This window comes from Micromonospora sp. NPDC049359 (genome assembly GCF_044466585.1).
In the GTDB taxonomy this organism is placed as follows: Bacteria; Actinomycetota; Actinomycetes; order Mycobacteriales; family Micromonosporaceae; genus Micromonospora.
In genome coordinates this window covers 13,608-37,601 of record NZ_JBITMW010000003.1, presented here as the reverse complement: position 1 = coordinate 37,601, position 23,994 = coordinate 13,608, and the positions used below count along the sequence as shown (strand labels likewise).

At 73.0% G+C, this 23,994-nt stretch carries 20 protein-coding genes; 11 read left to right on the top strand and 9 right to left on the bottom strand.

All coding sequences use genetic code 11. From position 1 onward, the window contains the following. Positions 1-9: 9 nt before the first annotated feature. Positions 10-714 carry a 3-oxoacyl-ACP reductase FabG gene (gene fabG / locus ACIBTX_RS08955; protein ID WP_355052725.1) on the bottom strand — a complete coding sequence of 235 codons (705 nt, stop codon included), beginning with the start codon at positions 712-714 and terminating at the stop codon, positions 10-12. 155 nt (positions 715-869) lie between these two features. Between fabG and ACIBTX_RS08950 the strand changes: the two genes are divergently transcribed. The 4 genes from ACIBTX_RS08950 (at position 870) to ACIBTX_RS08935 (ending at position 5,027) form a co-directional block, all read left to right on the top strand. After that, positions 870-2,120: a histidine kinase gene (locus ACIBTX_RS08950; protein WP_357128107.1), complete on the top strand. Its 1,251-nt coding sequence runs from the start codon at positions 870-872 to the stop codon at positions 2,118-2,120. Then, entirely contained in the window at positions 2,117-2,779 is a 663-nt protein-coding gene (locus ACIBTX_RS08945) for a response regulator transcription factor (protein ID WP_357128104.1), read from the top strand. Before ACIBTX_RS08950 ends, ACIBTX_RS08945 begins: the two co-directional genes overlap by 4 nt. Positions 2,780-2,880: 101 nt before the next feature. Continuing rightward, positions 2,881-3,777 carry an alpha/beta hydrolase gene (locus ACIBTX_RS08940; RefSeq protein WP_396832284.1) on the top strand — a complete coding sequence of 299 codons (897 nt, stop codon included), beginning with the start codon at positions 2,881-2,883 and terminating at the stop codon, positions 3,775-3,777. After that, positions 3,774-5,027, top strand: coding sequence for an acyltransferase family protein (locus tag ACIBTX_RS08935; protein WP_357128098.1), 1,254 nt, complete (start codon positions 3,774-3,776; stop codon positions 5,025-5,027). Before ACIBTX_RS08940 ends, ACIBTX_RS08935 begins: the two co-directional genes overlap by 4 nt. Before the next feature lie 371 nt (positions 5,028-5,398). On the opposite strand, the gene ACIBTX_RS08930 is transcribed toward ACIBTX_RS08935, so the two are convergent. The 3 genes from ACIBTX_RS08930 to ACIBTX_RS08920 are packed head-to-tail and all read right to left on the bottom strand — an operon-like array spanning position 5,399 to position 8,432. Further along, positions 5,399-6,349, bottom strand: coding sequence for a VWA domain-containing protein (locus ACIBTX_RS08930; protein ID WP_357128095.1), 951 nt, complete (start codon positions 6,347-6,349; stop codon positions 5,399-5,401). Beyond that, on the bottom strand, positions 6,346-7,347 hold the full coding sequence (locus ACIBTX_RS08925) for a DUF58 domain-containing protein (protein ID WP_396832391.1): 1,002 nt from the start codon (positions 7,345-7,347) through the stop codon (positions 6,346-6,348). Before ACIBTX_RS08925 ends, ACIBTX_RS08930 begins: the two co-directional genes overlap by 4 nt. Continuing rightward, on the bottom strand, positions 7,326-8,432 hold the full coding sequence (locus ACIBTX_RS08920; protein ID WP_355052719.1) for a MoxR family ATPase: 1,107 nt from the start codon (positions 8,430-8,432) through the stop codon (positions 7,326-7,328). Before ACIBTX_RS08920 ends, ACIBTX_RS08925 begins: the two co-directional genes overlap by 22 nt. Before the next feature lie 241 nt (positions 8,433-8,673). On the opposite strand from ACIBTX_RS08920, the gene ACIBTX_RS08915 reads away from it, so the two are divergent. The 3 genes from ACIBTX_RS08915 to ACIBTX_RS08905 all read left to right on the top strand — a co-directional run bounded on the left by ACIBTX_RS08915 (position 8,674) and on the right by ACIBTX_RS08905 (position 11,452). Further along, positions 8,674-8,904, top strand: coding sequence for a hypothetical protein (locus ACIBTX_RS08915; RefSeq protein ID WP_357128092.1), 231 nt, complete (start codon positions 8,674-8,676; stop codon positions 8,902-8,904). Between the two features lie 417 nt (positions 8,905-9,321). Further along, positions 9,322-9,861, top strand: coding sequence for a PH domain-containing protein (locus tag ACIBTX_RS08910; RefSeq protein WP_357128574.1), 540 nt, complete (start codon positions 9,322-9,324; stop codon positions 9,859-9,861). A 124-nt stretch (positions 9,862-9,985) separates the two neighbouring features. Then, complete coding sequence (locus ACIBTX_RS08905; protein WP_396832390.1) at positions 9,986-11,452, top strand: PH domain-containing protein; 1,467 nt, start codon at positions 9,986-9,988, stop codon at positions 11,450-11,452. A gap of 98 nt (positions 11,453-11,550) precedes the next feature. Here the strand turns inward: ACIBTX_RS08905 and ACIBTX_RS08900 are convergent, their stop codons facing one another. Continuing rightward, positions 11,551-12,627 carry a phosphatase PAP2 family protein gene (locus ACIBTX_RS08900; RefSeq protein ID WP_357397101.1) on the bottom strand — a complete coding sequence of 359 codons (1,077 nt, stop codon included), beginning with the start codon at positions 12,625-12,627 and terminating at the stop codon, positions 11,551-11,553. A 116-nt stretch (positions 12,628-12,743) separates the two neighbouring features. Between ACIBTX_RS08900 and ACIBTX_RS08895 the strand changes: the two genes are divergently transcribed. Together ACIBTX_RS08895 and ACIBTX_RS08890 are read left to right on the top strand one after the other, a co-directional pair. Beyond that, a complete protein-coding gene (locus ACIBTX_RS08895; RefSeq protein ID WP_355052715.1) occupies positions 12,744-13,148 on the top strand; it encodes a hotdog domain-containing protein in 405 nt (134 codons plus the stop codon). Beyond that, positions 13,145-13,975, top strand: a complete 831-nt coding sequence (locus ACIBTX_RS08890; protein ID WP_357128083.1) for an MBL fold metallo-hydrolase — start codon at positions 13,145-13,147, stop codon at positions 13,973-13,975. The genes ACIBTX_RS08895 and ACIBTX_RS08890 overlap by 4 nt, the downstream gene beginning before the upstream one ends. Before the next feature lie 131 nt (positions 13,976-14,106). Here ACIBTX_RS08890 and ACIBTX_RS08885 read toward each other — a convergent pair whose 3' ends face one another. The 3 genes from ACIBTX_RS08885 to ACIBTX_RS08875 form a co-directional block, all read right to left on the bottom strand. Continuing rightward, the gene (locus ACIBTX_RS08885; protein ID WP_357397096.1) at positions 14,107-15,936 is read right to left on the bottom strand and encodes an RICIN domain-containing protein; all 1,830 of its coding nucleotides are present in this window, start codon (positions 15,934-15,936) and stop codon (positions 14,107-14,109) included. Positions 15,937-16,024: 88 nt separating this feature from the next. After that, positions 16,025-16,960 (bottom strand): PfkB family carbohydrate kinase, encoded by a 936-nt coding sequence (locus ACIBTX_RS08880; RefSeq protein WP_357397127.1) that lies wholly within the window; start codon positions 16,958-16,960, stop codon positions 16,025-16,027. Between the two features lie 61 nt (positions 16,961-17,021). Then, entirely contained in the window at positions 17,022-18,158 is a 1,137-nt protein-coding gene (locus tag ACIBTX_RS08875; RefSeq protein ID WP_357128077.1) for an XdhC family protein, read from the bottom strand. A 409-nt stretch (positions 18,159-18,567) separates the two neighbouring features. On the opposite strand from ACIBTX_RS08875, the gene ACIBTX_RS08870 reads away from it, so the two are divergent. Continuing rightward, positions 18,568-19,716: a lytic polysaccharide monooxygenase gene (locus ACIBTX_RS08870; protein WP_357128074.1), complete on the top strand. Its 1,149-nt coding sequence runs from the start codon at positions 18,568-18,570 to the stop codon at positions 19,714-19,716. A gap of 93 nt (positions 19,717-19,809) precedes the next feature. On the opposite strand, the gene asnB is transcribed toward ACIBTX_RS08870, so the two are convergent. Beyond that, on the bottom strand, positions 19,810-21,771 hold the full coding sequence (asnB, locus tag ACIBTX_RS08865) for an asparagine synthase (glutamine-hydrolyzing) (RefSeq protein WP_357128568.1): 1,962 nt from the start codon (positions 21,769-21,771) through the stop codon (positions 19,810-19,812). Between the two features lie 132 nt (positions 21,772-21,903). Between asnB and ACIBTX_RS08860 the strand changes: the two genes are divergently transcribed. Further along, positions 21,904-23,391, top strand: a complete 1,488-nt coding sequence (locus tag ACIBTX_RS08860; RefSeq protein ID WP_357128071.1) for an aminopeptidase P family protein — start codon at positions 21,904-21,906, stop codon at positions 23,389-23,391. The last annotated feature ends 603 nt before the right edge of the window (positions 23,392-23,994 follow it).

The window sequence follows — 23,994 nt, the reverse complement described above, 5'->3', positions numbered from 1 at the left end:
CAGAGAAGGTCAGTGGCCCATGCCGAGGCCGCCGTCGACCGGGATCACGGCCCCGGAGACGTACCCGGCGCCGTCCGATGCCAGCCAGGTGACCACGGCGGCCACCTCGTCCGGGCTGGCCATCCGGCCGGCCGGGATGGACTTGCGGATCTCCGCCTTGCGGTCGTCGGACAGGCCGGCGGTCATGTCGGTGTCGATGAAGCCGGGCGCCACCACGTTCGCGGTGATGTTGCGGCTACCCAGCTCGCGGGTGACCGAGCGGGCGACGCCGACCAGGCCGGCCTTGCTGGCGGCGTAGTTGACCTGCCCGGCGCCGCCGGAGAGGCCCACCACCGAGGAGATGAAGATCATGCGGCCCCACTTGGCCCGCAGCATCTTGCCCGAGGCGCGCTTGGCGACCCGGAACGCGCCGGTGAGGTTGGTGTCCACCACGTTGGTGAACTGCTCCTCGGACATCCGCAGCAGCAGCGTGTCGTCGGTCATGCCGGCGTTGGCGACCACCACCTCGACCGGGCCCAGCTCGGCCTCGACAGCGGTGAACGCGGCATCGATCGAGGCCGCGTCGGTGACGTCGGCGCGTACGCCGAACAGCCCCTCGGGGGCCTCGCCACTGCGGTGGGTGACCGCCACCCGGTCGCCCTGCTTGGCGAAGGCCTGCGCGATGGCCAGGCCGATTCCCCGGTTGCCGCCGGTCACCAGCACGGTACGGGCCACGGTTCCTCCTTGCGACTGCTCAGCATGGACGCGTCGGAGCCTAGGCGTTACCCGCAAGTAAGCGCTAACGGGTGTGGTGTCCCACCCAGGTACGACCTGGGGATCAACCTGCGGGGGCACGCCCGGTGGCACCCTCGGCCCGTAGCCTCCGGGTGGTGAACCGGCAACCTGTCGTCGTGGCTCTGGGAGCGCTGGGGCAGACCCTGTGGGGCCCGGACGCCCCGCCCGAACGGTCGTTGCTGGCCCGTTGGCCCCGGCTCGCCCGCTACGCCACTCCGGTGGGGCTGCTCGCCGCGCTCGGCCTCTTCCTGATCACGCTGACCGTGGAGAGCGAGTGGGGCCTGCCGCTGCCGGTCGCGCTGCTGTTCGCGGCGATGACCGTGGCGCCGCTGCTGGCGCTGCCCCGGCGTCCGCTGCTGGCGTGGCGGCTGACGGTGTTGGCCCTGCTGATCTGCACGTTCAACGCGCCGGCCGACCGGTCCTGGCCGTGGACCCCGCCGCTGGCGCTCGGGTCGGTCGCGGTGCTGGCGGTGGTCGTCGCGCGGGTCGACCGGCCGGTGCTGGCCTGGGTGGTGACGATCAGCACGGTGCCGGTGTTCACTCTGGTCCACCCCGACAACCGGGTGCCTGTCCTGCTGCTGCTCGGTGCGCTGGCGATCGTCGGCGACCTGTTCCGTCACAACCGGCTGTCGCGGCGCGCCCTGGCCGCGCAGACCGAACTGAGCGAGCGCGAGCAGGAGCGCCGCGCGGTGCTGGAGGAGCGCACCCGGATCGCCCGTGAGCTGCACGACGTGGTCGCGCACCACATGTCGCTGATCGCCGTGCAGGCCGAGACCGCGCCGTACCGCCTCGACGACGTGCCCGCCCCGGCCGCCGCCGAGTTCGTCGCCATCGCCGGCTCGGCCCGCGACGCGCTGACCGACATGCGGCGGCTGTTGGGGGTGCTGCGCAGCGAGGCCAGCGGGCCGCAGACCACTCCGCAGCCCGACCTGGCCGACCTGGGCGCGATGGTGGACGCGGCCCGTCGCGCCGGGCTGGCCGTGACCCTGGACGCCGAGCCGCCGGGTCCGGTGCCCGCGCCGGTCGGGCTGGCCGCGTACCGCATCGTCCAGGAGGGCCTGGCGAACGCGGCCCGGCACGCGCCCGGCGCCGCGGTGCGCGTCACCGTCCGCTCCGGTCCGTCCGCTCTGGGAGTACGCGTCGACAACTCCCCGCCCGACGCCCCGCCGACCGCCTTTCCGCGCGGCGCCCCACCGACCGCCGACGGCGGGGCGGGGCACGGGTTGACCGGCATGCGGGAGCGCGCCACCTCGCTCGGCGGTACGTTCACCGCCGGGCCGCTACCCGACGGCGGGTACGCGGTGGCGGCCGAACTGCCGTACGAGGTGGGGAGCCTGGACACATGATCAAGGTGCTGATCGTCGACGACCAGGCGATGGTCCGGCAGGGCTTCGGCGCGCTGCTCGCCGCCCAGCCCGACCTGCTGGTGGTGGGCGACGCCGCCGACGGCGCGCAGGGGGTGGCCGCCGCGCGTCGGCTCGACCCGGACGTGGTGCTGATGGACGTGCGGATGCCGGTCCTGGACGGGCTGGCCGCCACCCGTCAACTGTTGGGCGACCGCTCGGCGCAGCGCCCCCGGGTGCTCATCCTCACGACGTTCGACCTGGACGACTACGTGTACGAAGCGCTGCGGGCCGGCGCGAGCGGCTTCCTGCTCAAGGACGCGCCCGCGGCCGACCTGGTGCAGGCGGTGCGGGTGGTGGCCGCCGGGGACGCGCTGCTCGCCCCGGCGGTGACCCGTCGACTGATCGCCGAGTTCGCGGCCCGCCCGGACCGTCGCCGGCCCCGCCCCACCGACCTGGCCGGGCTGACCCCGCGCGAGACCGAGGTGCTGCGGTTGATCGCCCGGGGCCGCAACAACGCGGAGATCGCCGCTGACCTGGTGGTGGCGGAGCAGACCGTCAAGACGCACGTCGGGCGCATCCTGGCCAAACTCGGCCTGCGCGACCGCGCCCAGGCCGTGGTGCTGGCGTACGAGACGGGTCTGGTCGCCGCCGGCGAGTAGCGCCTCGGGGCCACCCGGGAGACAGCTCCCCGGTACGACGACCGCGACCCGTTCGCCCCCGCACTCTCCCCTTCCGGACGTCATTCGGGAGGGAGAACGTGATGCGACGACGAGGTGTCACACGTGTCGCTCTGAGCGCGTTGCTCGGGGGGAGCCTGGTCCTGCCCGGCCCACCGGAGCCGGTCATGGAGGTGGGGTTCGTCGAGGCGTACCCCGGCACGGCGGCGGCGATGCGCGCGGCCGGCCCCCCGTATGCGGACTGGGCGGCGGACGGACGCCGTTTCCTGGTCTTCGACCCGCGCGGCGACGGGCGGGCGGTGGAGGTCCTCGGCGACCTGGCGGGCGCGGACCGGATCGCGGTGCTCGTGCCGGGGGTGGGCAGCACGCTCGCCGACTTCGACCGTGGACTGGGCGGGGTGCCGCGGCGGGCGCCGTCGGTGCAGGCGGCGCAGCTCTACCGGCAGATCCGGTCGAGCGACCCCACGGCGCGGGTGGCCGTGCTGGCCTGGCTCGGCTACGACCCGCCGGACGGGTTGGTGGGCGCCGCCAGCGACGCCGACGCGCGGCGTGGGGCGACCGGACTGGCCCGGCTGCTGCGGGAGCTGGTCGCGCGCCGTCCGGCCGCGACGATCACGCTGATCGGGCACAGCTACGGGGCCCTGGTGGCGGCGCTGGCGGCGGCGCACGCCCCGGCGCAGGTCACCGACGTGGTCAGCCTCGGTGGCGTCGGCGCAGGTGTGCCGCGCGCCGGCGATCTGCGCGCCGGACTGCGGTTCTGGGCGGCCGAGGCGCCGTCCGACTGGATTCGCCGGGTGCCGCCCGTGCGGCTCGCCGGCCTCGGGTACGGGCGTCGCCCCGGCGATCCGGCGTTCGGGGCCCGTCCGCTGCCGGTGGACGGGGTGTCCGGGCACGACGACTACCTGGACACGGGCACCGCCAGCCTGATCGCGGTCGCGGCGGTCGTGCGGGGCGCCGGTCCGGTCGAGGACGCCCGATGAGCCGCGACCGCACCGTCGACGCGTTGCGGGCGTACGCGATCGGTGGGGTGGTGCTCGGGCACTGGCTGGTCACCGGGCTGGTGCTGACCGGTGACGGCGGGCTGCGTCAGGCCAGTCCGCTGACCGCGCTGCCCGCCCTGGCACCGGTCACCTGGGTGTTGCAGACGCTCGGCCTGTTCTTCTTCGCCGCCGGCTTCGGTTCGGCCCGGTCGTTGGCCCGTCACCGGGGCACCTCGGCCGGCTGGCTGGCCCGCCGTTCACGTCGGTTGCTGCTGCCCACGGTGGCGCTGCTGGGCACCGGGGCCGCCGTGCTGCTGGCCGCCACCGTGGCGGGCGCGTCGGACGACACGCTCGCCGTCGGGCTCCATCTCGCGGCCAGTCCGCTCTGGTTCCTGGCGCCGCTGCTGCTCCTGGTCGCCTTGATTGGCCCGCTGCGCGCCGCCGTACGCCGATGGGGTGTGACGCGCTGCGCGCTGCCGGCGGTGGCCGTGGTGGCGGCGAGCGACCTCGCGGTCCGCCTGCTGGCCGACGGCGTTGCCGTGCCACCGGTCGGCGTGCTGGCGGCCTGGTCGGTGCCGTACCTGCTCGGCGTCGCGTACGCCGACGGACGGCTGGCCGGCCGGCGGGCGGCGGGACTGCTCGCCGGTGGCGGGGCCGTGGCGCTGGCCGTGCTGGTGGCGGTGGGCTACCCGATCAGCGCGGTCGGCGTGCCCGGGGCCGGCGTGTCCAACCTGAACCCGCCGTCGCTGCTGGCCGTGGCGCTGGCGGTCACCCAGGTCGGGCTGGGTCTGCTGGCCCGGACCGGGTGGGAACGGCTGCTGGACCGGCCGCTCGCGGGCCGGGTGGTGACCGCGGTGAACAGCGACGCCGTGCGGATCTACCTGTGGCACCAGCCGGTGCTGGTCGCGGTGACCGCGCTCACCGCCCGGGGTGGCCTGGCCCTGCCCGGACTGCACACGACGCCGGACGGCCCGGGGTGGGTGCTGGCCCGGTTCTGCTGGTTGCCGCTGCTCGCCACGGTGCTGGTCACGGTGGTACGCGGCGGGCGCGGGAGCGGCTCGACGCCGCGTCCGGCCGGGCCGGGCCGGCCGCGCGGTGGAGCGCTCGCGGACCGGTCGGCCGAGTGCGTGCCGAGAGCGGCTCAGGTGTACGATCATCGACGTTCGGACCGGGCCGACCTGCAGGAGGTGATCGCTGTGCGAGATAGCGATCCTCCTAGTCGTGGCCGGGCCGATGGTCAGCCCCGCTGAGCCACGACTCAGTCTGGCGAGCTGACCCCGCTCCGCTCCCGCACCACCGCAGCCACCGCCGCGGTGCGTGCCGCCCCGTCCGGTCACCGGACGGTCGCCGGGAGCCGCCCGGTCACGACTTCGTGTGCGCGTCCCCACCCCCTGCGGTCCGCCCCCGCTCGCGGACCGTCCAGCCGCCACTCGGAGCCGTCCATGAGCCGCTACGTCGCCCCGCTGGGCTTCACCCTCGCCGCCGTCTGGGTGGCCGTCGTCTTCGTCCTGGCCGGCGGCGGTCACTGACCACCACCGGCCGTTCGTCGGCCGCTCGCCTCGCTGTCCCGACCGTCGGCCGCCCCGGCCTCGCACGGGCCGTCGGGCGTCCCGGCTGGCGGTCAGATCATCCGTGACGACCAGAGCAGGCTGAGCGCGCCGGCGCAGAGCGCCAGCAGCAGCGCCAACCCGGCGTACCACTGGGTCACCTCACGCGGCTCGGTCCGGAAACCAATCGAACTGCCCATGTCCTGGTAGACCTGCTTCAGCTCGCTCACCGAGGCCGCCTCGTAGAAGTAACCCTCGGTCGTCTCGGCCAGCTCGGCGAGGGCCAGCCGGTCCACCGGCACCCGTTGGAGCTGCCCGCCGATGTCGACCTGACCCGTGTCGGTGCCGAACGCGATGGTGGAGACCGGCACGTTGGCCGCCTGCGCGGCGGCCGCCGCCTCCTCCACCGACCGACCCGAGGTGCGGAACCCGTCCGACAACAGCACGATGCGCGCCGGCGGGATACCCGCCGCGCCGTCGGCCGGCACCGACCGGATCGCCTCCAGGCAGGTGAACACCGCCTCACCCGTCGCGGTCGCCTCGGCCAGCACCAGCCCGTCGATCGCGGCGGTCACCGCGTCCCGGTCCTTGCCCGGCGGCACCAGCACGTTCGCCGCCTTGGCGAACGAGACGAGGCCCAGGTTGTAGCTCGCCGGCAACTCGCCCACGAACTGCTTGGCCGCCTCCTGCGCGGCCTCCAACCGGTTCGGCGCCACGTCGTCGGCCTGCATCGACAGCGACACGTCGATGGCGAGCATCACGGTCGCCCGCTCCAACGGCTCCTTCGTGTCGATCGCGGGGCGGGCCAGGGCCGTGGCGAGCACCAGCAGACACAGCAGGAACGCGGTCGCCGGCACGTGCCGCCGCCAACCCAGGCCCTTGGGCGCGACGGTACGCAGCAGGTCCACGTTGGTGAACCGCATCGCGTACGCCCGGCGGTGCAGTTGCCGCCAGACGTAGAACGCGGCGAGCGCGAGCACCGGCAGCACGGCCAGCAACCACCACGGTTGCAGAAAACGGATCATCGTGTCGTCCCCCGGGTACGCGCGTGCCGCTGCGCGGCCACGAAACGCACCATGTCCAGCAGCCAGTCTCGGTCCGTACGCAGACGCAGGTGGGCCGCGCCGGCGCCGCGCAGCGCGGCGGCGATCGTGGCCCGTTGGGCGGCGGCGGCGGCCGCATAGCGCTGCCGCAGCCGGGGGTCGGCGGTCTGCACCTCGTGCAACTCACCGCTCTCCGGGTCGACCACCGGCAACACGCCCACATCGGGCAGCTCCAGCTCACGTGGGTCGACCACCTCGATCGCCAGCACGTCGTGCCGGACGCGGAGCTTGCGCATGGGCCGGGCCCACTGCTCGACCGGCGCCAGGAAGTCCGAGACCACCACGGCCACCCCGCGCCGCCGGGGCGGGCGGTTGAGCATGTCGACAAGCGCACCCAGGTCACCCCGGCCGGGCTGGATCGCCGTGCCGGCGACGGCGCGCAGCAGACCCTGCGCCTCCTTGCGGCCGGAGCGGGCCGGCAGCCGGGTCAGCACGCCCGGACCGGCCGGAGGCGGGCCAGCCCGCCAGCGCCGCGCGGGCGTGGACGCGCCACCGCCGGTGCCGATCACCGCGCCGATCCGGTTGCCGCCGCGCACGGTCAGGTGGGTGATGGCGGCGGCAGCGGCCACCACCACCTCCCGCTTGAGCCACTGCCCGGTGCCGAAGTCCAGGCTCGCCGACAGGTCCAGCGCCAACCAGGTCTCCAACTCCCGGTCCGCGACCGTGCGCCGCACGTGCGCGGTCGTGGTCCGCGCGGTCACCGGCCAGTCCATCCGGCGTACGTCGTCACCGGGGCGGTACTCCCGCGACTCCCCCGCCTCACTGCCCGGCCCGGGGAGCAGACCGGCGTAGTCGCCCTGGAGCAGACCGTCGAGCTTGCGGGTGACCAGCAACTGGAGTCGGGAGAGCACGGCCTCGCTGCGGTCACCCAGAGGGGCGGGACGAGGGGTGGGTGAGGTCACGGCCGCTGCCCGGGCCAGCCCGCGCCGGGTGGTGGGGCGCTCGACGGCGGGGTGGCCTGCTGCCGGGGCGCGACCGACGGAAGCGGAATCGTCGACATCACCCGCTGCACGATGTGGTCGGCCGGCACGTCGTCGGCGAGCGCGTCGTAGCTGAGCACCAGCCGGTGACGCAGGATGTCCGGGGCGATGTCCTGCACGTCCTGCGGCAGGGCGTAGTCGCGTCCCCGCAGCAGCGCCAGCGCGCGGGTGGCCCGGACCAGACCGAGCGAGGCGCGCGGGCTGGCCCCGTACTGGATCAGTTGAGCGACGTCCGGCATGCCGTGCTCGGCGGGCGTACGGGTGGCCAGCACCAGACGAACCGCGTAGTCGACGAGCGCGTTGTGCACGAAGACCTGGTCGGCCTTGCGTTGCAGAGCGATCAACTCGGGGGTGTCGAAGACCGCCGTCGGTTCCGGCGCGGCCACGCCCATCCGGTAGACGATCTCCCGCTCCTCGGCGTCGGTCGGATAACCCACGACGATCTTCATGAGGAAGCGGTCCCGCTGGGCCTCCGGCAGCGGGTAGACGCCCTCCTGCTCGATCGGGTTCTGGGTGGCCATCACCAGGAACGGATCGGGCACCCGGTGGCTCTCCCCGCCGATGGACACCTGCCGCTCGCTCATCACCTCCAGCAGCGCCGACTGCACCTTGGCCGGAGCACGGTTGATCTCATCGGCGAGCAGGAAGTTGACGAAGACCGGGCCCAACTCCACGTCGAACTTCTCGCTCGACTGCCGGTAGATCCGGGTGCCCATGATGTCGGCCGGCACCAGGTCGGGGGTGAACTGCACCCGGGCGAAGGACCCGCCGACGACCTTCGCGAGGGTCTCCACGGCAAGGGTCTTGGCCACGCCGGGCACACCCTCGAGTAGGCAGTGGCCGCGCGCCAGCAGCGCGACGAACATCCGCTCGACCATCCGGTCCTGGCCGACGATCACCCGTTTGATCTCGAACAACGCCTTCTCCAACAGGGTGGCGTCCTGTGCGGGCGTGGTCACCGGGGCGGGCGCCTGGGGTGCCGCCCCGTTGGGCGTCGGGGCGTCGGGCGTGGTCGGCTGGGCCACCGGTCCTCCACAGCGTTGGTCGGTCGTCGCGGCTGGTGCGGTATCAAGACTCGCATGCCTTCCTGAGTGTCGAGGCGGGGAGAAGCCGATTTTCGCCACCCGGTCCCGAGCATCGAATCGCGCGTCACGGGTGGACAGGTACCGGGCCGCCGCGTGTACGATTCATCCCGTCGCCGGGCGGCTCCCCCCGTGGCCGCCCGGCGCTCAAACTTTCGCCCCCGGCCGCCCTAGACTGGCCCGGATGAACGTCCCCACCCCCGCCGACGAGGCCCTGGTCTGTTCGGCACGAGGCTGCCGCGCCCCCGCCGTCTGGGCGCTGGAGTGGAACAATCCCCGCCTGCACACCGCCGACCGGCGCAAGACCTGGCTGGCCTGCGCCGAGCACCGGGACACTCTCGGAGCGTTCCTGGACGCCCGTGGCTTTCTCCGTACCGTCACTCCGGTGTCCGGATCGCCTACCCTCGACGTGTGAGCGAGCGATGAGGCACAGCAGCGCGGCGGCGCGGGGCGCGTGGAACGGATCTGGTCGATGAGCCCGGAGGACCGCGCCGACCCACCGGCCTCCCCTGGCCCCACCGTTCCGTCCCCACCGACCTCCCCGGCGGCGGCACCGCCCGACATCGCGCCGCCGCCCGGCGCGTTCCCGGCGCCCGGCACGCTCGGCCCGGACCCGTCCCCGCCGGACGCCTCGTCGCCGGCCCCGCTGCCGCCGAACGCCGTACCGCCGTCGGCCGGTCACGCCGCCCTCTCACCCCCGCCCGACCTGCCGGCCCCTGGCCCCCTGCCACCTCCCGGCCCCGCGCCGGCTCCCGGCCTTCCGGCGGCTCCCGGCCCCGCGCCGGCTCCCGGCTCCCTGCCGGCTCCCGGCCTTCCGGCGGCTCCCGGCTCCGTGCCGGCTCCCGGCCTTTCGGCGGTGGGGCACGCCTCCGCGACGTCGGACCGTGGACCGTTGGAGCCGTGGCCCGACACCGTACGGTGGCAGCGGATCTCGACCGACCTGATCTGGGTGGAGTTGATCCGACTCGCGATCGTGGTGGCCATCGGCCTGGCCGTGACGGCGGTCGGCTGGGCACTGAGCGGTCACTGGCTGTTCGGACTCGCCCTCGCCATCGTGCTGGTGCTCGGCGGGTGGCGGGCCACGGCCATCGTCCGGGCAGTACGCGCCTGGGGCTACGCCGAGCGCGACGAGGACCTGCTCGTGCGGCACGGACTGCTGGTCCGCCGGTTGTCCATCGTCCCGTACTCCCGCATGCAGTTCGTCGACGTGAGCGCCGGCCCGCTGGAACGCGCCTTCGACCTGGCCACCGTGCAGTTGCACACGGCGGCGGCCGCCAGTGACGCGCGGGTGCCCGGCCTGCGTCCGGCGGAGGCATCCCGACTGCGCGACCGGCTCACCGCGCTCGGTGAGGACCGGGCGGAGGGGCTGTGACCAGCCACGCCGACCGCCGACGCCACCGGGCGCTGGCCCGATGAGCGAGAGCCCCGTCGAGCCCGGCACCGTGCCGCCACCGCCCGACCGCGACGCGCCCCCTGCCGGCCCGCCGCACGTTGGCATGCCGCCGCACGTTGGTGTGCCGCCGCACGCCGGTGTGCCGCCGCACCCTGCGGGGTCCCCGGATGGCGGCGGGACGCCGTATCCCGCTACGCCGCCGTACTCGGCCGGGCCGCCCGGGGCGGTCCAGCCCTGGCCCGCCCCGGCAAGCGGTGGTGGCGGGGAGCCTCGACAGCGGCTGCACCCGCTCAGCCCGCTGCTGCACGGTGCCAAGTCACTGGTCGTGGTCATCGCCGGCCTGTCCTGGTCGACACTGTCGCGGGTCGGCTTCGGTTGGTTCGCCGCCATGGTCGTGGTGCTGGCGCTCGGCGCGACCGTGCTGTCGGTGATCAGTTGGTACAACACCGGCTACCACGTGGTGGGCCGCGAGTTGCGGGTGCACGAGGGGCTGCTCTGGAGGCGTACCCGGGCCATCCCGTTGGAGCGGTTGCAGGCCGTGGAGGTGGTGCGGCCCCTGCTCGCCCAGCTCACCGGCCTGGCCGAGCTGCGCCTGGAGGTCGTCGGAGGAGGCAAGACCGAAGCGCCGCTGGCGTACCTCGGGGTGGCCGACGCGACCCGCCTGCGGGAGCGGCTGCTGGCGCTCGCCGGGCGCGTGGCGCCGCCCGGCGACACCGCGCCCGCCACGCGGGTCGAGACGCCGACGGCCGTGCGGGCTCGGCCACTGCACGCGGTACGCAACCGGGACCTCCTGGTCAGCCAGTTGCTCACCCCGCAGGCGTTCCTGCTCCCGTTCGGCGTTGCCTTCGTCGTGGTGCAGTTCGTCACCGCCGGGTCGTGGTCGTTCATCGCGGTGGCGAGCACGTTGACCGCGATGGCCGGTGTGCTCCTGCAACCGATCCGTCGGGTCCTCGACGACTGGAACTTCCGGCTGGCCCGCGACGGTGGCACCCTGCGGGTGCACAACGGCCTACTGGAGACCCGGGCGCAGACCGTGCCGCTGGACCGGGTCCAGACCGTACGGGCCACCTGGCCGCTGCTGTGGCGGGTCAACGACTGGCTGCGACTGCGGTTGGAGGTGGCCGGCTACTCGATCGCGGAGGCCGACGACCGCAACCGACCGGACCGGCTGCTGCCGGTGGGTGACCTGCCGACCGCCACGATGATCGTTGGCGAGGTGCTGCCCGGCGTACGCCTGGACACGCTGACGCTGAGCCCGCCACCGCCCCGGACGCGCTGGCTGCACCCGCTCGGACGTGGCGCGCTCGGCGCGGGCCTGTTCGATCGGGTCTTCGCCACCCGGTCCGGGCTGCTCACCCGGCAGTTGGCGATCGTGCCGTACGCCCGGATCCAGAGTGTGCGCGTCGTGCAGGGACCGGTGCAGCGCCGGCTGCGGCTCGCGACCGTGTACGCGGACACGGCCGGCGGCTCGGGCGCGGCGGCCCAGGACCGCGACCTCGCCGAAGCCTGGTCCCTGGCAGCCGAACTAACCCGCAGAGCCCACCACCAAACCCACCCCCCAACCCCCTAACCCTCACTCCCACCCCCTGACTCCTGTTGATCAAGAGGTTGGCGTCAAGAATCGGGCATTCGGTGACGCGAACCTCTTGATCAACAAGGACAGGGCGGTCAGTGGTCGGCGGGGACCGAGCGGTGGGTGGTGGTGCTGTCTGGTTCGCCGGGGGTCGGGGGTTCGGGCTGGCTGGTCGGGGGGTCGGGCTGGTTGGGGGGCGGTTGCGTTCCGGCCTTCGGGTGGCGGGCGCGGTAGGACCTCCACGCCCGCTCGGCCAGGCCGACGACCAGGTAGGTCAGCCCGACGTACGTCCAGCCCACCAGCACGTCGATCACGTAGTGCTCGCCGGAGTAGACCAGGGTGAAGGTCATCGCCAGGGGGTACGCGAGCAGCAGCGGCCACCACCGGCGGCGGGTGGTGTGCAGGAAGAACAGCACCACGAACAGCGCCCACGCGGTGTGCAGCGACGGCATGGCGGCGACCGGGTTCGAGGCGATCTGGCCGGCGTTGAGCACGTTGCCGGCGCCGTGCATGCCGAACGCCTTCCAGCCCCGGGTGGAGATCCGCGCCACCTCGGTGAGCAGGCCGTTCTGCGCGGCCCACCAGGGCGGCGCGGCCGGGTAGATGAAGTACGTGACCAGGCCGGCGGCGCACAGGAATCCCCACCGCCGCATGTAGGCGGCCCAGCGGTGCCGGTCGCGCATCCAGAGCACGGCGGCGGCGGCCAGCGCCACCACGAAGTGCGAGAAGTACACCCAGCTCGCCGCGATGTCCCACCAGTGCACCTGTGGGCGGTAGAGGTGCTCCTGCAGCCAGACGGTGGGCACCTCCCCGCCGGTGGCCCAGCCGAACATGAACCGGTCGGCGACGATCAGCTCCATGGCGTGCGGGGTGGCGCCGTTGTCGGCGAACCCGCGCGAGAGGTTGTACGCGGCCAGTAGCAGCACCACCGGTACCCAGTCCCGGGCGAAGCGCAGGTGGCTGCGCCACGGGCGGTCGCTGTTCCAGGCGATGGTCCCGAGCCAGATCCACACGAAGGCGTACGCCGGGTCGGTGGGCAGCCCGATGCCGAGCCACGCGCCGACGAAGGCGACCGCCCAGATCGTCATGGCGACTATGCGCCGACGACCCGCGTCCGGGGACGCGGGTGGGTCGGTCCGGGCGGGGGGCTGGGGGTCAGTCACGACGGCCATCGCGGTCAAGGTTAACGACGGCTACGGCATCGACCGACGGGTACCACCCTGCGCGGCGGCGCCGGGATCGCCGGGCGCGTGCTCGGCGGGCGCGGGGAACACCTAGGCTGACGACCATGCAGGAGCAGCCCGAGCCGGCCCTCGCGCCGGGTCTGACCGCCCAGGTCGAGCTGACCGTCACCGACGCGGACACCGCCCAGGCGGTCGGTTCGGGGGACGTACCGGTGCTGGGCACGCCCCGGGCGCTCGCGCTCGCGGAGGCGGCCACCGTCGCGGCCACGGCGACGGCGATGCCGCCCGGCTCCACGACGGTGGGCACCCGGGTCGAGCTGGAGCACCTCGCGCCGACGGTGGTGGGCCGCACGGTACGGGCGCAGGCGCTGCTGACGACGGTCGACGGTCGACGGTTGTCGTTCGAGGTCAGCGTCTCCGACGGCGACCAGACGGTGGCCCGGGGCCGGGTGGACCGGCTCCTGGTGGACCGGCAACGCTTCGTCGACCGGGCCGGGCGGGCGTCGTGAGCGGCGGGTTCGTCGAGGTCGCCGACCGGGTGTACGTGATTGTCGAGCCCCTGCTGCGGGTCAACGTCACGCTCGTCGTCGGCGACGACGGGGCGCTGCTGGTGGACACGCTCTCCGCGGCGGGGCAGGCGACCGAGCTGGCCGCCGCCGTCCGCGCGGTCACCGACCGTCCGCTGACCCTGGTCAACACGCACCACCACTACGACCACTGCTTCGGCAACGCCGTCCTGGCCGGCGACCCACCCCGACCGGTGTACGCGCACGAGCGGGCCGCCGCCGCTCTGCGCGACGACCCGGAGGGGCTGCGCCGGGAGGCGTACGAGGAGGTGCGCGCGGAGCACCCTGAGCTGGCCGCCGACCTGGCGGACACCCCGCTGCTGGCCCCGACGCACGCGGTGCACACGGAGACGACGCTCGACCTGGGCGGCCGGCGGGTGGTGCTGCGGCACCCGGGGCGCGGGCACACCGACGCGGATCTCGTGGCGCACGTGCCCGACGCGGACGTGCTCGTCGCCGGCGATCTGGTGGAGCAGAGTGGTCCGCCCGCCTTCGAGGACTCGTACCCCCTGCAGTGGCCGGACGCGGTCGCGGACCTGCTGCGGCTGACGACCCCGGGCACGGTGGTGGTCCCGGGCCACGGCGACGTGGTGGACGTCGACTTCGTCCGGGCCCAGCACGCCGAGCTGGTGCGGCTGGCCTGGCTGATCCGGGCCGCGCACACCGGCGGCGCGCCGCCGGAGCGGGTGGCCGCCGAGGCGCCCTTCGGGGCACGCGCGGCCCTGATCGCCGCCCGCCGCGGCTACCGCGAGCTGAACGGCGAAGCCTGACCCGGCCCACCCCCGGCCCCGGCCCCGGCCCGCGCCCGGCCCACCCCGTCGATCAAGAGGTTTGCGTCACATTCACGCCGGATCCTGACGCAAACCTCTTGATCACCGAACGACAATCGGACGAGGGGGAGCTAGACCGCTGTGCGGCGCCACTGTTGGTTGGTGGCGGTGGTGCAGGTGGACTGGACCGCGCGGGCGCCATCGGTGGTGGCGGCGTTGAGGATGGTCAGGCACTTGTTGCTGTGTCTCGCTATCAGCTGTACTGCGCCGGTGGTCCCGGAGTCCTGGACGCGCCACTGCTGGTTGGTGCCGCCGTTGCAGGTCCACTGCGTGACCCGGACGCCGTCGGCGGTCGCGGACGCGCCGCCGTACACGTCCAGGCACTTGCCGCTGTGCACGCTGACCACCGTCTGGTAGCCGCCACCGGCGTCCTGGAACCGCCACCGCTGGTTGGCCTGCCCGTTCGCGCTCCACTGCACGATGTCGGCGCCGTCGGTCGTGGCGTTGTTGGAAACGTCCAGCAGCTTCCCGCTGTGCTGGGCGGCGAGGGTGTAGGCGGTCGGGACGGGCACGGTGCTTCCCGGGGTCAGCCGGTACAGCCCGGCGCCGTGGGCCGGGAGCGAACGGGTGAGGGTCCCGGTCACCGTGCCGAGGGCAGCGCCGGACCACAGGTCGGTCACGGTGGCCGAGCCGATTCCGAGGTCGGCCAGGTTGACCGAGACGTTCGCCGCGCCGCTCTCGCGGTTGAACAGGGCAAGGTAGCGGTCGGTGCTGCCCGGCACGTCGGCGGTCCACGCCTGCCGGGTGCCACCGGTGAGCTGACGGTTGTTCGCGCTGTTCTGGTCGACGGCCAGCACGGCGGCGTTGGTCATCAACGCCAGCTCCGAGGCGCGGTTCTCAACCAGGTTGCCGCCCCACATCAGCGGCGCGCGGTTGATCGCCCAGAGGGTCATCAGGGTGCGCTGCTCGTCCGAGGTGAGGTTGGAGTAGCGCGGTGAGCCGACGGGCCCGTACTTGGAGAGCCGGCCGATGGGGATCATGTCCGGGTCGGGCCAGGCGCCGGTGGCGCGGTACGGGGTCCAGTTGCGGAGTTGGTCGAAGAGGGCGTCGACGGACGACCAGTTGTCCCAGAGGTCGTTGACGATCCGCCACATGTGCGCGTTGGCCTGGACGTGGCTTCCGCTGGCCAGCGGGGTCGCACCGGGCGACAGGCTCAGCACCATCGGACGGCCACTGCGCTGGATCGCCAGCTTGTAGCCCTCGATCTCCGCCTGCCGGTAGGTGGGCGCGGCGATGTCGTCCACCTTCACGAAGTCGATCCCCCAGGACGCGAGCAGTTGGAACACCGAGTCCAGGTAGCTCTGCGCGCAGGGGTTGGACATGTTCAGGCCCCACATGAGGTTGAGCCAGGCCGCGGTGCTGCTGTTGTTGATCTGGTTGGCGCGGCAGCTGGTGCCCGAGATCGGGACGTTGTCGGCCACCGCCTGGCGGGGGATGCCCCGCATCAGGTGGACCCCGACCTTCAGGCCCTGGGCGTGGATGTAGTCGGCCAGGGGTTTGAACCCGTTGTCACCGGCGGCGGAGGGGAACCGGGTGGTGTCGGGCAGCAGCCGCCCGTTGGCATCCATCCGGAGCCGGGGTTGCAGGTTGGAGTCCTGGTTGGGGCTGTTGTTGTGCCGTCCGGGGTAGTACCACCCCCAGTCGATGACGATGTACTGCCAGCCGGACTGCCGCAGGTTGGTGGCCATGTAGTCGGCGTTCGCCCGTACGTCGGCCTCGGTGACGCTCCAGTTGAACGAGTCGTAGCTGTTCCAGCCCATCGGCGGGGTGCTGGCCACCGCGTTGTCCCAGGCGCGCGCCGGCTCCGGAGCGCTGACGGCGACGCCGCCGACGGCAACCAGGGCGACGACCAGCACGGCGGCGAGGCGGCGGAATGACGGTGGTACCAGGACGAGTCTCATCGGAGTCTCCCGGATAACACGCAGGAAATAGGCAGACGCCGATGTTAACGTTCACATAACAGGGACGTCAACCAGCCGTCACCCGCCCTCAACGGCCGAAGCGGCGTTCGACCTCGGCGCGGGTGGGCATGGCGGTGGCCCCGCCCGGCGACTCACAGACCAGACCGGCGACCCGCAGCGCGAACGCCACCGAATCGACCCAGCCCGTCGGATCCGCCGGCTCGCCGTCGCGGAGCAGGTCGGCGATGAGCGCGGCCATGACCGAGTCACCGGCGCCGGTGGCGTCGACGGCGTCCACCTTCGGCGCCGGCACCCGCACCGGGTCGGCCCCGGCGGCGGCCAGCACCGCGCCGGCCGCGCCGAGCGTCACCACCACGGTGGACGCGCCCAACTCCCGCAGGTACGCGGCGACCCCCTCGACCGGCTCACCCGGATACAGCAGCCCGGCGTCGGCGCTGCTCAACTTGACCAGGTGCGCGCCCGCGGCGAACTCCGCCACCACCTGCCGCAACCCGTCCAGCGCGACCGGCCCGTCGAGCAGTCGCGGGCGAACGTTCGGATCGAGGACCCGCAGGCCGGTGGCGAGCGACCAAGCCCGGCGGGCGGCGGCCAGCGTGCCCGGCTCAAGCAGCACGATCGAGCCGCAGTAGAGCACGTCAGCGCCCTCCGTCAGCGCCAGGTCCACGTCGTCCGGGCCGAGCAGGCCGTAGGAGCGCGGCTCGCCGTAGAAGTGGAAGTCCGGCTCCGGGCCGGCGTACGTCACCACCGCCAGCGCGGTCGGCGCGGACACCGTGACCGCACCGGCCAGGCCGACGCCGACGCCGCTCAGGAAGTCGCGGATCCGCTGGCCCAGCACGTCGTCACCGAGCGAGCCGACGAACTGGGCCGCCCCGCCGAGCCTGGTCACCCCGACGGCGACGTTGAGCGGGCCGCCACCGATGGCCTGCCGGTAGACCCGCTCCCCGTCGACGTCGCTGTCGAGCAGGTCGACGAGCGCCTCGCCGAGCACCACCGCGTACCCCATCAGAGCCCCCTCGCCCTCGGCGGCCGCGACGGCCGTCTCGCCCCAGGCTGGCACAGCGGGATCAGTCCGCGTGGTGGATCGGCCCGTCGGTCGCGGCCAGGGGGCGGCCACTGCCGCCCCAGCGGGCCGCGACGATCTGCGCGGCCACGCTGACCGCGGTCTCCTCGGGGGTACGACCACCGAGGTCCAGCCCGATCGGTGAGGCCAGCCGGTCGAGTTGCGCGGTGCCGAGCCCCGCCTCGCGGAGTAGTTTGTGCCGTTCGTCGTGGGTACGTCGCGACCCCATCGCGCCGACGTACGCCAGGGGTTCGCGCAGGGCCAGCGCCAGCAGCGGCACGTCGAACTTCGGATCGTGGGTGAGCACGCAGACGACCGTGCGCCCGTCGACCCGGCCGGCGTCGATCTCGTCCCGCAGGTAGCGGTGCGGCCACCGCACCACCACCTCGTGCGCGTCGGGGAAGCGCCGGCCGGTGGCGAAGACGGGCCGAGCGTCGCAGACGGTCACCCGGTAGCCGAGGAACACGCCGATGTGCGCCACCGCCGCCGCGAAGTCGATCGCCCCGAAGACGATCATCCGGGGCGCGGTGGCGTACGCGGCCACGAAGAGACTGAGGCCGCCGCCCCGACGCTGCCCCTGGTAGCCGTACCCCAGGACGCCGCTGTGCCCGGCCGCGAGCAGCCCGAGCGCGTCGTCGGCCGCGGCGTCGTCCAGCCGGTCGTCGCCGAGCGAGCCCGTCACCCGCCGCCCGGTCAGCACCAGCCGGCGACCCAGCCGCCCCGCCGGGTCGGACGTGTCACCGGCATCGGCGGCCACGCACGTGACGACCGCGGCCGGTTCGCCGGCCTGCCGCGCGGCGGCGACCACGTCGAGTTGCGCCAGGGCATCGCCGTCGAACCGCTCGACGAACACGTCCAGCTGGCCGCCGCAGGTGAGCCCGACGGCGTACGCCTCGTCGTCGCTGACGCCGTAGTGGACCAACTCCGGTACGCCGGTGTCGAGCACGTGGCGGGCCCGCTCGTAGAGGTCCGCCTCGACGCAGCCGCCGGAGACGCTGCCGGTGACCGTGCCGTCCGCGGCGACGAGCATGGCGGCGCCGGGCGGCTGCGGCGCGGACCGCCAGGTGGCGACCACGGTGGCCAGGGCGACCGGCTCGCCGGCCCGGCAGCGGCGGTGCAGTTCGTCGAACACGTCGGGCACGCGCTGCCGCCTCCTTCGTCTGCGCGACGCTACGGGCGGCGTGAGGCGACCCGAGGCGGGCGATCTGCGCGGGAAGACCGTCGGGGCGCAGACCATCACTATAGGAAGCAACCCGCCGGACCGGATAGGAGTCCGCCGAGCCGGCACGGGCCCGCCGTGTTTGACATATCGAGGACCGACTATTGCGTCGGTGGCGGGCGACGTGGTGGGATGGCCCGTACCGGGTGGTGCGAGGGCTGTCGCGCCGCCGGTTGCCGGGTTGTTGGACGCGAGGGCACCGGTCCAGGACAGGACCGTCGATGGCGCGTGTCCGCCGGCCGATCTTCTGCCGGGGCGCGCCAGGGTGATCGTCGTATCCGCTTGCGGCGGGGCGGCCTCGGGCGGCACGCCTCGCGAGTCAGGAGAACCCGTGAACCGTTCCCGTACGGCCGCAGTGCTCACCGCGGCCCTGACCCTTGCGCTGGGCGCCGTCGCCCTGGCGTCCAGTCCACAACCGGCGGCCGCGCACGGCGCGGCGATGACGCCGGGCGCCCGCACCTACCTCTGCTGGCAGGACGGCATGAGCCAGACCGGCGAGATCAGGCCGAACAACCCGGCGTGTGCCGCCGCCGTGGCGCAGAGCGGCACGAACTCGCTCTACAACTGGTTCAGCGTGCTGCGCTCCGACGCCGGTGGCCGTACCACCGGCTTCATCCCGGACGGGCAGCTGTGCAGCGGTGGCAACACCGGCTACCGGGGCTACGACCTGCCCCGCACCGACTGGCCGCTGACCCACCTGACGTCCGGCGCGCGGTTGGACTTCCGGTACAGCAACTGGGCGCACCACCCGGGCACCTTCTACTTCTACGTGACGAAGGACAGCTGGAGCCCGACCCGCGCGCTGGCCTGGAGTGACCTGGAGGAGCCGTTCCTGACGGTGACCAACCCGCCGCAGCGCGGCGCGGTCGGCACCAACGACGGTCACTACTACTTCAGCGGCAACCTGCCGTCGGGCAAGAGCGGTCGGCACATTATCTACTCCCGCTGGGTGCGTTCGGACTCGCAGGAGAACTTCTTCGGCTGCTCCGACGTGACGTTCGACGGTGGTAGCGGTCAGGTGACCGGTGTGGGTCCGGGCGGGAACAACCCGACCACCCCGCCGCCCACCACGCCCCCGCCGACCACGCCTCCGCCGACCACCCCGCCGCCCACCACGCCCCCGCCCACCACGCCTCCGCCGACCACCCCGCCGCCGACCACGCCGCCGCCGTCCAGCGGTGACTGCATGGCCGTCTACTCGGTGACCAGCACCTGGCAGGGCGGATTCCAGGGACAAGTCACGATCATGAACCACGGCAGTACGCCGTTCTCCGGCTGGACCGCGAGCTGGACCTGGCCCAGCGGACAAGTGATCAACCAGGTCTGGAATGCCACCCAGACGACGTCCGGCGCCTCGGTGACCGCGACGAACGTCCAGTACAACGGCACGGTCGCGCCCGAGGGCACGACATCGTTCGGCTTCCTGGCCAGCAGCACAGGAACCAACACCCTCCCGACAGTCACCTGCGCCCGTCGCTGAGGTCCCCCTGAAATGATCAAGAGGTTTGCGTCATCCGGAGCGCTTCCGGTGACGCAAACCTCTTGATCGACAGGGTGGGTGCGGGGTGCGCGGTTAGCGGACCATGGAACCGACTACCGGCTTTGTCAGCAGGGCCGACTGGTTGCGCTGGATGCCCGGGTCGAGCGTCTTGGCCACGAAGATGGCGTGCCAGATGCAGAAGATCAGCACCGTCCACACCTTGCGGGAGTGGTCGAACTCCTCGCGCTTGTGCTCGTCGAGCAGCCGCAGCGCGTACGACAGGTCGAGCAGGTCACCCGCGCCGGAGGTGCTCAGCACGTGGCGGGCCCACTCGTACATCTCGCCGCGCAGCCACACCCGGGTCGGGGTCGGGAAGCCCAGCTTCTTGCGGTTGACGATCGCCGGCGGGACAACGCCCTGCAACGCCTGACGCATCGCGTACTTGGTGGCGTCGGAGCGCGGCGGCAGCTTCAGGTCCACCGGGATCTTCGCCGCGACGTCGAACACCTCGCGGTCGAGGAACGGCACCCGCACCTCCAGCGAGTGCGACATCGAGATCCGGTCGGCCTTGACCAGGATGTCGCCGCGCAGCCAGGTGTAGAGGTCGACGTACTGCATCTTGGTGACGTCGTCCAGCTCGGTGCACTCGGCGTAGATCGGGGCGGTCACGTCGGTGTAGCGCACCGAGGGGTCGTAGCGACGCATCAGGTGCTGCTTCTCCTCCTCGGTGAACATCCGCGCGTTGCCGTAGTAGCGCTCCTCGATCGGCGTGGTGCCCCGCTCGAGGAAGCTCTTGCCCTTGACCCCCTGCGGGATGGCCTTGGAGACCGCGCGCAGCCCCTTCTGCACGCCACCGGGCAGGCCGTTGACGGTGCCCAGCGACAGCGGCTCCCGGTAGATCGTGTAACCGCCGAAGAACTCGTCGGCCCCCTCACCGGAGAGCACCACCGTGACGTGCTCGGCGGCCTTCTTCGCCACGAAGTAGAGCGGCACCAGCGCCGGGTCGGCCACCGGGTCGTCCAGGTGCCAGACGATCTTCGGCAGCGCGTCGATCATGTCCTGCGGACCGATCTTGGTGGGGATGGTGGTGACGTCCAGGTGCCGCGCCGAGTCCTGGGCGACGTCGATCTCGGAGTAACCCGGGACGTCGTAGCCGACGGTGAAGGTCAGGATGTTCGGGTTGAACTCGCGGGCCAGCGCGACCACGGCGGTCGAGTCGATGCCGCTGGACAGGAACGAGCCGACCGGCACGTCCGAGCGCATGTGCATGCGCACGCTCTCGCGCAGCGTCTCGCGGATCTCGTGGTACAGCTTCTGCTCATCGTCGACCGGCGCGGGCCGGAACACCGGCCGGTACCACCGCCGTACGTCGATCCGCCCGCCCGGGGTCCAGGTCAGGTACTCGCCCGAGCCGATCCGGCTGATGCCCTTGTGCAGCGTGCCGGGCTCCGGCACGTACTGCAGGGTCAGGTAGTGACTCAGGTTCGCCGCGTCCACGCCCGCGTCGCCCTGGTAGTTGCTGTGCGCGAACGGCAGCAGCGCCTTCTTCTCCGACGCCAGGTAGAGGCCGTCGGCGGTCTCCAGGTAGTGCAGCGGCTTGATGCCGAAGTAGTCGCGGGCGCCGAACGCGCGCCGCTCCTGCCGGTCCCAGATGACGAAGGCGAACATGCCGCGCAGCCGGGTGAGCACCTGCTCGCCCCAGTAGTGGTAGCCGGCGACGATCACCTCGCCGTCACCGGCGGTGGCGAACTGCGCGCCGAAGTCCCGGATCAGCTCGTCGCGCAGCTCGATGTAGTTGTAGATCTCACCGTTGAAGGTCAGCAGGTAACGGCCGTTCGCGTAGGGCAGCGGCTCGTGACTCGACGCGACGTCGATGATGGCGAGCCGCTTGTGGGCGAACACTCCGTCCGCGTACCGGCCGGACGCGTCGCCGACCACCTCGACCCCTGTCTCGTCCGGGCCGCGGTGGTGCAGGCATTCCAATGCTCCGGCGATGTGGTCGCGGTGCGCGGCGGCGTTGCCGTTCGCGCTGAAGAAGGCCAGGAGTCCGCACATGGTCGTCATCTTTCCACGCGCTCCGTCGGCCCGTCGCAGCCGTCCGTCGTTCGGGGCGCTCCCGGCCGCCACCACCGCGAACCGGGCGCGCGGTACCGTCGGGACCAGCCACGAGCGGAGGGGAGCGGCGCAATGACCGAGGAACGCAAAAGCACCGAGGGTACGCCGACAGACGGCACGGAATCGCACGATCCGGACTTCCCGGAGGCGTTCCTGTCGTTCATGCGGCAGGGCTGGCGCGACACCGAACTCCCGGTCACGCCGCGTCCAGAGATCCCCAACTACGCCAAGCGGCGGGCTGCGCTCTCCGCGGCCTTCCCGGGCGAGACGCTGGTCATCCCGACCGGCGGCGAGAAGGTCCGCGCCAACGACACCGCGTACCCGTTCCGGCCGGGCAGCGACTTCGCCTACCTGACCGGTGACCACGACCCGGACAGCGTGCTGGTGCTGCGCCCGAACGGCTCGGGCCACGACGCGACGCTGTACATGCGGCCCCGCTCGTCCCGGGAGACCGACGAGTTCTTCCGCAGCCGGCACGGCGAGCTGTGGGTGGGCCGGCGGCACACCCTCGGCGAGAAGTCCACCGAACTGGACCTGCCCACCGCCGACCTGACCGGGCTGGAAGCGGCGCTGGCCGACCTCGCTCCGGGGCGTACCCGGGTGTTGCGCGGTTTCGACGCCCAGGTGGACGCGGCCGTGCGCCCCTACGACGGGCCGCGCGCCGAGGGTCAGCCGGCCCGCGACCGGGAGCTGGCCATCGCCATCTCGGAGCTGAAGCTGGTCAAGGACGAGTGGGAGATCGGCCAGCTCCAGGACGCGATCGACGCCACCGTCCGGGGCTTCGAGGACGTGGCCCGCGTCCTGCCGGCCGACCGGGCCGTCTCGGAGCGGCTGCTGGAGGGCATCTTCGCGCTGCGCGCGCGGCACGACGGCAACGACGTCGGGTACGGCTCGATCGTCGGCGCGGGCGAGCACGCCACGATCCTGCACTGGGTGCACAACCACGGCGCCACCCGCCCGGGTGATCTGCTGCTCATGGACATGGGGGTCGAGGGGCGCAACCTCTACACCGCCGACGTGACCCGGGTGCTGCCGGTCGACGGCCGGTTCACCGCCCTGCAACGCCAGGTCTACGACATCGTGTACGCCTCACAGCAGGCCGGCATGGACGCCATCCGCCCCGGCGTGAAGTTCAAGGACGTCCACCTGACCTGTATGCGGGTGCTCGCCGAGGGCCTGTCCGACCTGGGCCTGCTGCCGGTGAGCGTGGACGAGGCCATGGACGAGAAGTCGTCGGTCTACCGGCGCTGGACGCTGCACGGCTTCGGCCACATGCTCGGCATCGACGTCCACGACTGCTCGAACGCCCGCAAGGAGACGTACCGCGACGGCGCCCTGGGCGAGGGCTACGTGCTCACCGTGGAGCCGGGTCTCTACTTCCAGCCCGAGGACGAGCTGGTCCCCGCCGAACTGCGCGGCATCGGCATCCGCATCGAGGACGACGTCCTGGTCACCGCGACCGGCGCGGTCAACCTGTCGGCTGGCCTGCCGCGCACCTCCGACGAGGTGGAGACCTGGCTGGCCGAGCAGCGCGAAGCCGGGCCCCGCCTGCCCGGCTGACCCAAGCCCCACCCCTCGACCTCGACCCCGAGCCCCTGGGGTCGCCGCCTCGGCATAGACCTGGGCCAGTGCCTGGACCTAGTCCGGGCCTGGCCTGGGCCTGGGCCTGGCCGATGTCCGGGCTTGGCCGATGTCCGGGCTTGGCCTGGGCCTGGGCCTGGCCGATGTCCGGGCTTGGCCGATGTCCGGGCTTGGCCTGGGCCTGGCCGATCCCTGGGCCTGGCCGATGTCCGGGCCTGGGCCTGGGCCTGGCCGATGTCCGGGCCTGGGCCTGGCCTGGGCCTCGGGCCTCGGGCCTCGATCTGGACTCGTGGCCGGCGGGTGCCGGGCCACCGGCCGTGGCCGGCGCGTTGATCCACTCCAGATCACCGAGCTTGGGGTATCCAGACGCCGGGATACCGCGCCATCGGCGCACTGGAGTGGATCATGCCTGCTACCGGGCTAGATCCACTCGACCTCCTTGATGTCGGGGTTTCCGACCCGCTCGGAGAGCGCGTTTTCCAGGAACCCGAGCCGATCACCACCAGCGGCACCGCCAAGCGCCCCACGCCGGACGGCAAGGGGCGCCTCGTGGCGTTTGGGCTGCTCACACCCCTTCCTGTC

What these genes read in the sequence shown, in the direction of transcription:
- ACIBTX_RS08860 (WP_357128071.1), top strand. Translation starts at nt 21,904, where the DNA reads ATGACCGAGGAACGCAAAAGCACCGAGGGTACGCCGACAGACGGCACG.
- ACIBTX_RS08940 (WP_396832284.1), top strand. Translation starts at nt 2,881, where the DNA reads ATGCGACGACGAGGTGTCACACGTGTCGCTCTGAGCGCGTTGCTCGGG.
- ACIBTX_RS08935 (WP_357128098.1), top strand. Translation starts at nt 3,774, where the DNA reads ATGAGCCGCGACCGCACCGTCGACGCGTTGCGGGCGTACGCGATCGGT.
- ACIBTX_RS08930 (WP_357128095.1), bottom strand. Translation starts at nt 6,349, where the DNA reads ATGATCCGTTTTCTGCAACCGTGGTGGTTGCTGGCCGTGCTGCCGGTG.
- ACIBTX_RS08885 (WP_357397096.1), bottom strand. Translation starts at nt 15,936, where the DNA reads ATGAGACTCGTCCTGGTACCACCGTCATTCCGCCGCCTCGCCGCCGTG.
- ACIBTX_RS08895 (WP_355052715.1), top strand. Translation starts at nt 12,744, where the DNA reads ATGCAGGAGCAGCCCGAGCCGGCCCTCGCGCCGGGTCTGACCGCCCAG.
- ACIBTX_RS08945 (WP_357128104.1), top strand. Translation starts at nt 2,117, where the DNA reads ATGATCAAGGTGCTGATCGTCGACGACCAGGCGATGGTCCGGCAGGGC.
- ACIBTX_RS08905 (WP_396832390.1), top strand. Translation starts at nt 9,986, where the DNA reads ATGCCGCCGCACGTTGGTGTGCCGCCGCACGCCGGTGTGCCGCCGCAC.
- ACIBTX_RS08880 (WP_357397127.1), bottom strand. Translation starts at nt 16,960, where the DNA reads ATGGGGTACGCGGTGGTGCTCGGCGAGGCGCTCGTCGACCTGCTCGAC.
- ACIBTX_RS08915 (WP_357128092.1), top strand. Translation starts at nt 8,674, where the DNA reads ATGAACGTCCCCACCCCCGCCGACGAGGCCCTGGTCTGTTCGGCACGA.
- asnB (WP_357128568.1), bottom strand. Translation starts at nt 21,771, where the DNA reads ATGTGCGGACTCCTGGCCTTCTTCAGCGCGAACGGCAACGCCGCCGCG.
- ACIBTX_RS08900 (WP_357397101.1), bottom strand. Translation starts at nt 12,627, where the DNA reads ATGGCCGTCGTGACTGACCCCCAGCCCCCCGCCCGGACCGACCCACCC.